Below are 11,947 nucleotides of genomic sequence, written 5' to 3' on the forward strand. Positions count from 1 at the left end.
CTCACTGTTACATGGCGGTTACGAGCGCCGCGGGCCGTCCCCGGGCCGGCGTCGCTCGCCTGGCAACTCCCCCACGTCAGGAAGGGACGGACCCCCATGGTCGCCAGACATCGAGGCATGTCCAGGTTTCGATCTCGTGCGGCGGTGACCGTGCTGGCGGCCGGCCTGCTGGTCGCCGTCGCGAGCCCGGCGCGGGCCCACGACATCGACCCGGACGACTACCAGCAGGTGACGCTGGCCAAGGGCGTCGGCGAGGTCGGTGAACCGATGGCCCTGGCCGTCCTGCCCGACCGGTCGGTGCTGCACACGGCCCGCAACGGCACCCTGCGGCGTACGGACGCGAACGGCACCACCACCGTCATCGGCACACTCCCCGTCTACGGTCACGACGAGGAGGGCCTGCAGGGCGTCGGCGTCGACCCGGGCTTCAGCAGCAACCGGCAGATCTATCTGTACTACGCCCCGCCGCTGTCCACCCCGTCCGGTGACGCCCCGGCCACCGGCTCGGACTGGTCCGCGTGGCAGGGCGTGAACCGGCTCTCCCGGTTCACGCTGAACGCCGACTTCACCCTCGACGCCGGCAGCAAAGTCGACGTCCTCGACGTGCCGGCCGACCGTGGCCTGTGCTGTCACGTCGGCGGCGACATCGACTTCGACGCCGCGGGCAACCTCTACCTGTCCACCGGCGACGACTCCAACCCGTTCGACTCCGCCGGCTTCTCGCCGCTCGACGAGCGCACCAACCGCAACCCCGCGTACGACGCGCAGCGCAGCGCCGGCAACACCAACGACCTCCGCGGCAAGGTGTTGCGGATCAAAGTGAACGCCGACGGGTCGTACTCGATCCCGAGCGGCAACCTCTTCGCCCCGGGCACGGCGAGGACCCGCCCCGAAATCTACGCGATGGGCTTTCGCAACCCGTTCCGGATGAGCGTCGACAAGGCCACCGGCGTCGTCTACCTCGGCGACTACGGGCCCGACGCCGGCGCCACCGACGCCAACCGCGGCCCCGGCGGCCAGGTCGAGTTCAACCGGATCACCAGCCCGGGCAACTACGGGTGGCCGTACTGCACAGGCTCCAACACGAGCACCGAGACGTACAACGAGTGGAACTTCGCCACCAACAGCACGGGGCCGAAGTTCGACTGTGCGGGCGGCCCCACGAACAACTCGTTCCGCAACACCGGCGCGAGCAAGCTGCCCCCGGCCCGCCCGGCCTGGATCAAGTACGGCGGCGACAGCGGCACCCCGCCCGAGTTCGGCGGCGGCTCCGAGTCCCCGATGGCCGGACCGGTCTACCGCTTCGACGCCACGTCGGACTCGCCCACGAAATTCCCGGCCGACCTGGACGGGCACTTCTTCGCCGGCGAGCTCGGCCGCGGCTGGATCAAGCCGATCCACCTCGGCGCGGACGGCTCGGCCGGCGAGATCTCGTCGTTACCGTGGGCCGGCAAACAGGTGATGGACATGGCCTTCGGGCCGGACGGCGCCCTGTACGTGCTCGACTACGGCACCGGCTACTTCAACGGCGACGCCAACTCGGCGCTCTACCGCTTTGACTACCTGGCCGGCTCCAACCGGGCACCGACGGCCGTGGCGAGCGCGAACCGCACGTCCGGGCAGCCGCCGCTGACCGTCACCTTCTCCTCGGCGGGCTCCTCGGACCCCGAGGGTGGCGCGCTCACGTACCGCTGGGCGTTCGGGGACGGCAGCACCTCGACCGCGGCGAACCCCACGAAGACGTACGCCACCGATGGCACGTACTCCGCGACCCTGACCGTCACCGACGCCGAGGGCCTGACCGGCACCGCGAGCGTCTCGATCACCGTCGGCAACACCGCGCCGACGGTCCGGATCAACAGCCCGGCCAACGGATCGCTCTTCGCGTACGGCGACACGGTCCCCTTCTCGATCACCGTGACCGACCCGGAGGACACCTCCGTCGACTGCACGAAGGTCACGATGACGTACGTGCTGGGCCATGACAGCCACGGCCACCAGATCACCTCGAAGAACGGCTGCACCGGCTCGATCACGATCCCGGTCGACGGTGAGCACGACGCGGCGGCGAACATCTTCGCGGTCTTCGACGCCGAGTACACCGACGCGGGCGGGCTGACCACGCACACCCAGCACACCCTGCAGCCGCGGCACCGCCAGGCGGAGCACTACAAGACCTCCTCCGGCGTCGACCCGATCACCAAGACGCAGGCGGAAGGCGGCCGCACTGTCGGCAACATCGACAACGGCGACTGGATCGCCTTCGAGCCGTACCGGCTGGACGGCGCCACGTCGTTCACCGCCCGGGTGTCCTCCGGCGGAGCGGGCGGCACGCTGCAGGTCCGTACGGGCTCGCCGACCGGCACCGTCCTCGGCTCGGCGGCGGTCCCGGTGACCGGCGGCTGGGAGGTCTTCACGACCGTCACCGGCACGCTCACCGGCGCCCCGGCCACCACCGGCTCGCTGTACCTCACGTTCTCCGGCGCCACGGGCGGCGGCGCCCTGTTCGACCTGGATGCCTTCACATTCCACGGGTCCGGCTCGGGCACCGGGCCGATCCACGGCCTGGCGGGCAAGTGCCTCGACGTCGCGGGCGGCGCCTCCGCCGACGGCACGAAGGTCCAGCTCTACACCTGCAACGGCAGCGCCGCGCAAACCTGGACGGTCACGCCCGGCAGCACGGTCAAAGCGCTCGGCAAGTGCTTGGACGTGGCCGGCGGCGCCACTGCCAACGGCACGAAGACCCAGCTCTACACGTGCAACGGCTCCGCGGCCCAGGTGTGGTCGGCTCAGGCCGACGGGACAGTACGCAACCCGCAGTCGGGGCGCTGCCTCGACGTGTCCGAGAACAGTTCCGCCGACGGCCGACAGGTCCACATCTGGGACTGCCTGGGCGCGGCCAACCAGAAGTGGGTGCTCCCATGATCGGTAAGCTGCTCGCCGCTCTGTTACTGGCTCCCGTACCGGCGGTGGCCGCGGACGACCCGTACGACGTGCTGGTGTTCTCGCGGACCGCCGGGTTCCGGCACGACTCGATCGCCGCGGGCACGACCGCGATCCGCGAGCTGGGCGCGGCCAACGGGTTCTCCGTGACCGCCACCGAGGACCCGGCCGTCTTCAGCACCGCAGGGCTCGCGAACTACGAGGCCGTCGTCTTCCTCAACACCACCGGCGACGTGCTGAACGCGACGCAGCAGACCGCCTTCGAGAGCTACATCCGCGGCGGCCACGGGTACGTGGGCGTGCACGCCGCCGCCGACACCGAGTACGACTGGCCCTTCTACGGCGAGCTCGTCGGCGCCTGGTTCGCCTCGCACCCGGCGATCCAGCCGGCCGACGTGGTGGTCGAGGACCGGGCGCACCCGGCGACCGCGCATCTGCCGGGGCGGTGGCACCGGACGGACGAGTGGTACAACTACCGCACCAACGCCCGCTCGACGGCACACGTCCTGGCCACCCTGGACGAGAGCTCGTACAGCGGCGGCGGGATGGGCGCCGACCACCCGCACGCCTGGTGCAAGACGTACAGCGGTGGTCGCTCGTTCTACACCGGCGGCGGCCACACCGTCGAGTCGTACGCCGACCCGGCCTTCCGCACCCATCTGCTCGGCGGCATCCGGTACGCGGCCGGCCGGGCCGACGCCGACTGCCGCCCCGAGAGCGGTTACTCGAAGCTCTACGACGGTGCCACGACCGGCTGGTCCCAGGCCGGGCCGGGCAGCTTCACCAACACCGACGCGACCCTCACCTCCACTGGTGGCATGGGCTTGTTCTGGTACAGCACGAAGCAGTTCACCAACTACTCGCTGAAGCTGGACTGGAAGACGGCCGGCGACGACAACTCCGGCGTGTTCCTCGGTTTCCCCCCGTCCGGCGACCCGTGGTCCGCGGTGAACAACGGCTACGAGGTGCAGATCGACGCCACGGACGCCGCCGACCGCACCACCGGCGCCGTCTACACGTTCCAGTCGGCCGACCTCGCCGCCCGCGACGCCGCCCTGAACCCGCCCGGCGAATGGAACACCTACGAGCTGCTCGTCGAGGGCGAGCACCTGCAGGTCCTCCTCAACGGCACAAAGATCAACGACTTCACCGACACCGATCCGGTACGTTCCCTCGCCGGGCACATCGGGCTGCAGAACCACGGCGACGGGGACGACGTGTCGTTCCGCAACGTACGCGTCAAGGAACTGGATGGCACCACGCCGCCACCGGGCCCGCGCACCGGACCGGTCCGGGGGCTGGCGAACAAGTGCCTCGACGTGGCCGGCGGCGCCACCGCCGACGGCACCAAGATCCAGCTCTACACCTGCAACAACACCGGGGCACAGACCTGGACCGTGACGCCGGGCAGCACCGTCAAGGCGCTGGGCAAGTGCCTGGACGTCGCCGGCGGCGGCACCGCCAACGGCACGAAGGTGCAGCTCTACACCTGCAACGGCAGCGCGGCGCAGAACTGGTCGGCCCAGCCCGACGGCACCGTACGCAACCCGCAGTCCGGCCGCTGCCTCGACGTGTCGCAGAACAGCTCCGCCGACGGCCGGCAGATCCACATCTGGGACTGCCTGGGCGCCGCCAACCAGAAGTGGGTCCTCCCCTAGCGGGTACTCGTCGCCGTCGTCGTGCCCGAACTGCCGCTCGACGACGGCGACCCTGACCGGCGCCCGCGAATCCTGCTCCCGGGCTTTGTTCGGGCCCGCGTCCGTCGAAGCTCCTAGGAGCGGGGCCCGTACCAGCGCATCAGGGTGGCACCGACGGACATGCCGCCGCCGAAGCCGGCCATCAGGACCAGGTCGCCGTCGGTGAGGGCGCCCGCGCGGGCGGCGGCGTCGAGCGCGACCGCCGCCGACCCGCTGCCCGTGTTGCCGAACTTGTCCAGCACCAGATGCGTCCGCGCCGACGTCAGCCCGGCCGCGGCGACCAGTTCGTCGATCATCACGCCGTTGGCCTGGTGCGGGACGAAGTGCGCGACTTCCTCGGGGGCGTACCCGGTGCGGGTCAGGAGTTTGTGCAGCACCGGCGGGACGCCCTCGACCACGAAGTCGCGGACGCCCCGGCCGTTCATCCGGAAGAAGTGGTCGCCGTCCGCCACGGTCTGCGCCGACGCGGGGAGACGGCTGCCGCCGGCCTTGACGTGGATCAGCTCGTGGGCGTCGCCGCGGGTGACGAGCTCGACGTCGAGGATGCCGTACGGGTCCGGGACCGCACCGACCACGGCCGCGCCCGCGCCGTCACCGAAGAGGATGGCCGTACGGCGGTCGTCGAAGTCGAGGATCCGCGAGTAGACGTCGGCCCCGATGACCAGCACCTTGGTCGCCGGGTCGGCGGCGACGATCGCGCGGGCCAGGGAGAGGCCGAAGACGAAGCCGGCGCAGACCACGTTGATGTCGAAGGCGGCCGCGCACCCGGCGCCCAGCGCGTGCTGCACCAGCGCCGCGGTCGGCGGCTGCGGGGAGTCGCCGGTCGAGGTGGCCACGATGATGTGACCGAGGTCGCCCGCCCTGAGCCCGGCGTGCTCGAGCGCGGCGGCACCGGCCCGGATCGCCAGGTCGGAGGTCGCCTGATCAGGGGCGGCGAAGCGACGAGCCTCGATCTTGGTCTTCCGGGTGATCCACTCGGCGGTGGTGTCGGTCACCCGGTCGACGAGGGCCTCGTTCGTCACCTCGTGCTCGGGCACATACGAGCCCGTACCGAGGATCCCGGCGCGCGGTGTCGGCTGCATGCCCGCTGTGATCGGCGGCAGCCGCCCCGGCTTGAGAACTCAGCCCACTCCCCCGCGAACCAACGCCGTTCGCGACCCCACCCGGCCTGCTTCCCCGCAACCCGCCGCCGCCCACGACCCCGACCAACCTGCTCCCCCGCCGCCCGCGTTCCCGACCGACTCGAGCCCCGTCGGCGACTCGCTCCCCCGACCGGCCCGAGCTCCCACCCGACCCGAGCCACCGATCAGCTCGAGCCCCCGCCGCGATGGCTGATGCATCGACAGCTGCCCCCGGGCCCGGACGTGCGCCCGCCCGGCCCGTCGCCATAATCATTCACTGTGACCAATTGGGAGTACGCACGCCTGGAGTACCGCGCGGCCGGCACCTTCGGCTCCGACCGGTACATGGACTGGACCGCCACCTTCCACCACCCCGGCGGGGTGCTGCGCTGGGGCACCGACGAACGCTTCGACGACCTCCGCCACCTCAACCGCGCGGGCGCGGCCGGCTGGCAGGCCTACGACCGGGCGGCCATCCACGTCATCAACGAACCCCACCGCCTCCACGGCGTCACCTACTCCATGCGTCGCGAGGTCCCGTAAATCAGCTCCCCCTCACCCGCGCCCGGCACCTCAGCCGGGCGCCAAGCCGTCCCACGCCCTCGCCGGACGGCTGGTGACGCACGCGCCCAGCAACCCAACGGGCAGTAGCACACCGCGCCCAGCAACCCACCAGTCCCGCGCGTCGAAGCCCCAACAAACGCAAACGGTCGGACGCCACCAGCCCGGCCGGCCCGGCAAGGCGCGCCGGACAAGCCTCACATCGCGCCCCCGCCGCATTTCCCCGGGCAGGAGGCACCGCCGATCGACGCCACGCCACCACCCGCCGCTCTCCCCGCCCAGCGATAAATACCCCCGATAGCCACCAGGTGCCACACCCCTGACCCGCGACCAGCCATCCGCGGGACGTCGTGGCGACCAGCGCGCTAGGCACCACGGGCGTCACCCGGTAGCCACCAGGTGCCACACCCCTGACCCACGACCAGCCATCCGCGGGACGTCGCGGCGACCAGCGCGCTAGGCACCGCGAGCGTCACCCGACAGCCACCAGGTGCCACACCCCTGACCCACGACCAGCCATCCGCGGAACGTCGCGGCGACCAGCGCGCTAGGCACCGCGAGCGTCAGCGGACATAGTCCTCCAGCAGGGCTGGGGTGAGGCCGGCCTTGCGAATGGCGCGCAGGGCCGCGAGGAAGTCTTTGACGAAGGCCGGGCGGAAGTGCATCAGGATGATGTCGCCGGGCTGGACCTGCTTGCCTTCCTGGTAGCGGACCTTGCCCTTGTCGACCGTCTCGCGCCACATGAACGACGCCTTCATCCCGCAGTCCGCGGCCGCCCGGCGTGTGGTCGCGTCCTCCGAGCCGAACGGCGGGCGGAACAGCACCGGTCGCCGCCCGTACCACGCGGCCAGCTTGTCGGCGGAGCCGCAGATCTCGCGCTTCTGCACGGCATAGGGCTTGCCACGCAGGTCGGGATGACTGATGGTGTGCGCCTCCACGACTGCCCCGGCGTCGATGAGTGGCTTGAAGTAGTCGGGGTTGTCGCGGACGGCGTCGGTAGTCAGGAACAGCGTGACCGGCACGTTCGCGGTGCGCAGCAGGGCGGCGGCCTCGGGGCTCTTGGTGAAGCCGTCGTCGATGGTGAGGAAGGCGACCTTCTGCGTGGTCTCGATCCGGTGCAGGTAGGGCGCCGAGCCGTCGCGCGGCAGGCTGATCAGCACGGGCTCCGGTGCCGGACCGAACGTGGGCACGTCACTCTCCTTCCATCCGTGGTGCTGCGTGTCATTCCTGACCGGCGCCGGCCCTTTCTCCGGCACCGCTGCTGCTGACGGGCTCACCGCTGTCTCCGGTCCCGTGGACCGTCCCGGCTGCCGCGCGGCTGCATCGTGCGGGGCGGTGGCGCAGCCGGCGAGGACGGTCAGGGTGGTGGCCGCGGTCAGCCATCGGAAGATCGACACGAGGCGACATCGTGCCGATCACCGTGTCAGGTGGGCGTGAAGTCCATGATTCCTCGGTCGGCCGCGGGCGAACACCTACCAAAGTAGGTGCTCCTCACCTACTTTGGTGCCTGTCGGCCGGAGCCCCCGCGAGAGTCAATGGAGTCGTCACCCACGACGTCTCGCCAAGGAGCTCGCCATGACCCGGACCACCCGCCGCACGATTCTGCAAGGCACCGTCGCCGCCGGTGCGCTGACCGCCACCGGCCTCTCCACCTCCCACGCCGGCCGCGCCCGGGGCGCCCCCGTCACCACGATCGTGCTGGTCAACGGGGCCAACGGCGCAGCCGGCGGGGACGCGGAGCTGACCCTGCGCGGGCACCGGGTCGCCGGCGTGGAGATCCCCGGCCATGGCCCGGCCGACGGGCAGTTCCGCCGGGCCTACCAGGCGCCGCAAAACCTGGCCGCCCTCGCCACCGAGCCCTCCCCGATGGCCGGCGTCACGCTCGACGACTCCGTGGCGGCGTGCGTCGCCGTGGTCCGACGGGCCGCTCGCAACGGCCCGGTGCTCCTCTGGGGCGGCAGCCTGGGCGGCGCCACGGTCAGCCGCGTGGGCAACGAGATCCCCGAGCTGATCGACCGCGTCGTCTACAGCTCGGCGTTCTGCTGCGTTGACTTGCCGTCGGCCAACGCCTACCTCACCACGCCCGAGGCCAAGGACACGATGTTCGGGGCGCTCGCCGGGGCGATCGTCGCCGATCCGGCGGTCATCGGCGCGGTCCGCAGCAACTTCCGCACCGCCGACCCCAAGATCCTGGCCGCGCTGCACGAGGCGCTGCAGGAGGGCTCGCCCGAGCCGGAGTTCCTGGCGACGCTCAACGGCTTCCTGCCCGACGAGTCCGCCCAGACTCCCGACGGCGAAGCGCGCGGCCACGTCGCGACATGGGGCCGCATCCCGCGCACCTACATCCGTCACACCCGCGACCGCTGCATCCCGCCCGCCCTGCAGGATCGCATGATCGCCGAGGCCGACCGCCTGACGCCGGGCAACCGCTTCGACGTCCGCTCGATCCCGGCCACCCACGCCGCCGACCGAGCCGGCTGGGCCGCCACCGTGACGATCCTCGACGAGCTCGCCACGGCAGCCGCCCGGACCCACCGCTGACAACTGCCGCCGACACGGCGAACGGCGTCCCCACCCTCCGCCGCCCACGGTTGGCGCCTCCGTCGGCCACTGGCCAGCTGCTGACAACTGTCGCCGACACGGTGGGAGGCGTTCCCACCCACCACCGCCTGCGGTTGGCGCCTCCGTCGGCCGCCGGCCTGCGTCCGAATGTGTGCGGGCGCTGGAGTTTCAGCTGCATCGACGTGAACGGCGCCGGCCCGAGGCGCGGGGCGAACTGGGTGGGCTGCGCACCGCGTCGCATTGCCGGCACCGTCTTGCGTCACGATGCGAGGAAGAGTGGGAGGAGAGAGCGTGAAGGGGGCATGGGGAGGGCTAGTTGCGATACCGGAAGAGGATCCGTCCTCGGTTCAGGTCGTATTGGCTCAGCTCGACGAGCACGCGGTCGGACAGCAGGATCTTGATGTAGTTCTTGCGGATCTTGCCGCTGATGTGCGCCAGGACGACATGGCCGTTCGTCAGCTCGACTCGGAAGGTGGCATTGCGCAGGCACTCCACCACGATGCCCTCGACCGTGATGCCGTCGGTCGCCCCGGGCATCAGCGGAGCACCAGCTCGAGGGTGCTGCCGTGCCGGTGGGCTCCGGCTGCTTCGACGAGGGCGATGGCTGCGGTGTTGGTTTCGTCGACTTCTGCCGAGACTGACGCCACGCCACGCTCCTTGCTCGTTCGCAGCACCTCCGTCAGCATTGCGCGGGCGATGCCACGGCGGCGATGGCCGGCTCGGACGGCTAAGAGGCCGATCCGGGTGTGTCGCGGCAGCAACATCAGCCGGGTGAGACCTACATATCCCCCGGGCTCCGCGGCGACCACGTGCCGAGCCGGATCCAGCGGGCGGGACAGGACTGTCGCCGGCATGCGGTCCCAGCCGACGGACGACTCGATCTCAGCGTGCAGCGCACGGTTGAGGCGGCGCAACGGCCGTAACTCTGCGCTGCCGACGGGCAGCAGCGTCACACCGCGTGGCGCCGGAGCCGGTCGGGAGCCGGACGTCATGACGTACTCCCACTCCCGGCGGCGGGTGGTCAGCCCAGCCTGCTGCCAACGGGCGGTCAGATCGAGGTCGGCCTCGTCCACGACCGTGTGCACGGGCCGGGGCAGCGCGGCCAGCATGACCTCGGCGAGGCGCTCGAAGACCGGGTCGCGCCAGGCGTCGATGCTGAGGAAGAGGCGGCCGTCGGGCCGGGGCGACGCTTCACCCCGGCCGACCACCAAGTCGTCGTCGAGGGCATGCCACTGCCGCTCGCCTACCCGCACGATGACGAGTGTGTTCATCGGTGTCACCTTTCGAGAGATCCCCTCAAGGGACGCTCCCGGGCGGCACCTAGCGCAGACGCCCGACCGTGGCGGGGGTGGGGAGCACCCACTTCGCTACATCGTTCACGGTGCTCACCTCCTCGGGCCGGGCCTCGGTCGGCGATCACCGTACCGGCGCCGCCAGCCGCGGGTCCACCGGTTTGCCGGCACTCCGCGGCTCGATGAGCGCGAACCCGGGCGACGTCACCGGCGCCGAAGATGACCACGACATGAATCAGCGGCACGCCTTCGGGCTTTCGGGCCGCCTGCAGCCACCAGTGATGACGACGGAGCTGTCAGTGGCGACGGCGCCCCAGCGCCCCAGCGCCCCGGCACGGCAGCACGGCAGCACGGAACGGCAGCGCCCCGGCGCGGTGGCACGGCAGCACCGCGGCATGGCAGCACGGCAGCACGGCAGCACCGCGGCACGGCAGCACGGCAGCACCGCGGCACGGCAGCACGGCAGCACCGCGGCACGGCAGCACGGCAGCACGGCAGCACGGTGGCACCGCGGCACGGTGGCACGGCGGCTCAGGGGTCCATGGGGCGGACGCGGACTGTGCCGGCTCGGGCGCTGGCGGGGTGGAGGCGGTGCAGGAGGAGCAGGGGGTGGAAGGCCATGAGCATCAGGCGCGAGCTGAGCCAGGCTCGCTGGAAGGCCCAGGGGGCGGTGAGGTGCCGATGGGTACGGATGCCGCGCTCGGTGGTGAGCAGATAGTCGCGGAAGTCGCTCCGGCGGACCTGGATGCGGCGGCCCGAGGTGGTGGCCGCGAGTTCGGGGGCGTAGGCGATGTGGTGGCCGGCGGCGTAGAGGTGGATGCCGAGGTCCAGGTCCTCGTGCAGCGCCGGGTCGAGGCAGACGGCGGTGCGCACGGCGTGCCACGCGTCGGCGCGGACGGCCATGTTGGCGCCGTAGAGCCAGTCGAGGCCGTCCGGGGTGCGGGTGCAGATCCAGCGCAGCAGACGGTCGCCCGCGCCGACCAGCCGGGGCAACCGCATGTCGTAATAGTTGACCGGGCCGGTCGCGGCGGCCACCTCGGGGCGGGCGAACACCGCGTGCAGGCCCTCGACCCAGTGGGGCCCGACCCGGGTGTCGGCGTCGATGCGGCCGAGCACGTCGCCGGTCGCGGCGTCGAAGCCGGCTGTCCGCGCGTGCTGCACGCCCTGCCGTGGCTCCCGCACCAGCCGGACGCGGTCGGCGTAGGGCGCGAGCGCCGCCACGGTTCCGTCGGTCGAGTTGTTGTCCACCACCACGATCTCGTCAGCGGCGACGCTCTGGCCGAGGAGGGCGTCCAGGCATGGGCCGATCATCCCGGCCTCGTTGAAGACCGGAACCACCACGGACACCCGCAATCGACTCCCCACACCGTCCACAGTAGGCGGCTTACGGCCGCACCACTGTTCACCGGCTCGTCATCGGTCACGGGACGCGGACGGCGGGTCGCGGAAGGCAAGCTGACCCGGTGAATGTTTACGGCCTGCTCTTCGGCGGCTTGGCCCTGGCCTGGGGCGCCGTGCTGGCCTTCGTCGACCGGCCCGCCGCCGAGCACCTCAGAAGCGACCAGCCAGCTGCCGAGCAGCTCAGAAGCGACCGGTCCGTCGTCGAGCAGCTCAGAAGCGACCGGCCGAAGGCCCCCGCACCCAGAGCGTCAGCAGGACACCCGGCGCACCGGATCTGCGTCACCCTGCTGATCGCGTGCGCCGCAGTGACCGTCGTCGGCGTCGTCACCGCCGTGATCCGAGAGAGCTGAGCCCTGATCCAGGAGAACCG

Annotated in this window: 10 protein-coding genes; 5 read left to right on the plus strand and 5 right to left on the minus strand. The window is 71.4% G+C overall.

The features are described from left to right. The first annotated feature begins 96 nt into the window (after nucleotides 1–96). Together RAN62_RS06160 and RAN62_RS06165 are read left to right on the plus strand one after the other, a co-directional pair. Entirely contained in the window at nucleotides 97–2,925 is a 2,829-nt protein-coding gene (locus tag RAN62_RS06160) for a PQQ-dependent sugar dehydrogenase (RefSeq protein ID WP_305783483.1), read from the plus strand. Next, nucleotides 2,922–4,601, plus strand: coding sequence for a ThuA domain-containing protein (locus tag RAN62_RS06165; RefSeq protein WP_305783484.1), 1,680 nt, complete (start codon nucleotides 2,922–2,924; stop codon nucleotides 4,599–4,601). Before RAN62_RS06160 ends, RAN62_RS06165 begins: the two co-directional genes overlap by 4 nt. Before the next feature lie 113 nt (nucleotides 4,602–4,714). Here RAN62_RS06165 and RAN62_RS06170 read toward each other — a convergent pair whose 3' ends face one another. Next, on the minus strand, nucleotides 4,715–5,722 hold the full coding sequence (locus tag RAN62_RS06170) for a 3-oxoacyl-ACP synthase III family protein (RefSeq protein WP_305783485.1): 1,008 nt from the start codon (nucleotides 5,720–5,722) through the stop codon (nucleotides 4,715–4,717). A gap of 318 nt (nucleotides 5,723–6,040) precedes the next feature. Between RAN62_RS06170 and RAN62_RS06175 the strand changes: the two genes are divergently transcribed. Beyond that, nucleotides 6,041–6,304: a hypothetical protein gene (locus RAN62_RS06175; RefSeq protein WP_305783486.1), complete on the plus strand. Its 264-nt coding sequence runs from the start codon at nucleotides 6,041–6,043 to the stop codon at nucleotides 6,302–6,304. Between the two features lie 581 nt (nucleotides 6,305–6,885). On the opposite strand, the gene RAN62_RS06180 is transcribed toward RAN62_RS06175, so the two are convergent. Further along, nucleotides 6,886–7,512, minus strand: a complete 627-nt coding sequence (locus tag RAN62_RS06180) for a polysaccharide deacetylase family protein (RefSeq protein WP_305783487.1) — start codon at nucleotides 7,510–7,512, stop codon at nucleotides 6,886–6,888. Nucleotides 7,513–7,897: 385 nt separating this feature from the next. Here RAN62_RS06180 and RAN62_RS06185 point away from each other — a divergent pair, with 385 nt between their 5' ends. Continuing rightward, nucleotides 7,898–8,863 carry an alpha/beta fold hydrolase gene (locus RAN62_RS06185; RefSeq protein ID WP_305783488.1) on the plus strand — a complete coding sequence of 322 codons (966 nt, stop codon included), beginning with the start codon at nucleotides 7,898–7,900 and terminating at the stop codon, nucleotides 8,861–8,863. Nucleotides 8,864–9,196: 333 nt separating this feature from the next. Here RAN62_RS06185 and infA read toward each other — a convergent pair whose 3' ends face one another. From infA to RAN62_RS06200, 3 genes are all read right to left on the minus strand, one after another. Then, nucleotides 9,197–9,421: a translation initiation factor IF-1 gene (gene infA, locus RAN62_RS06190; RefSeq protein ID WP_305783489.1), complete on the minus strand. Its 225-nt coding sequence runs from the start codon at nucleotides 9,419–9,421 to the stop codon at nucleotides 9,197–9,199. Beyond that, complete coding sequence (locus RAN62_RS06195; protein WP_305783490.1) at nucleotides 9,421–10,155, minus strand: GNAT family N-acetyltransferase; 735 nt, start codon at nucleotides 10,153–10,155, stop codon at nucleotides 9,421–9,423. Before RAN62_RS06195 ends, infA begins: the two co-directional genes overlap by 1 nt. A gap of 552 nt (nucleotides 10,156–10,707) precedes the next feature. Continuing rightward, nucleotides 10,708–11,541, minus strand: coding sequence for a glycosyltransferase family 2 protein (locus tag RAN62_RS06200; RefSeq protein WP_305783491.1), 834 nt, complete (start codon nucleotides 11,539–11,541; stop codon nucleotides 10,708–10,710). 98 nt (nucleotides 11,542–11,639) lie between these two features. On the opposite strand from RAN62_RS06200, the gene RAN62_RS06205 reads away from it, so the two are divergent. After that, a complete protein-coding gene (locus RAN62_RS06205) occupies nucleotides 11,640–11,927 on the plus strand; it encodes a hypothetical protein (RefSeq protein WP_305783492.1) in 288 nt (95 codons plus the stop codon). Nucleotides 11,928–11,947: the final 20 nt, after the last annotated feature.

This window comes from Symbioplanes lichenis (assembly GCF_030709675.1).
Taxonomy (GTDB): Bacteria; Actinomycetota; Actinomycetes; order Mycobacteriales; family Micromonosporaceae; genus Actinoplanes; species Actinoplanes lichenis.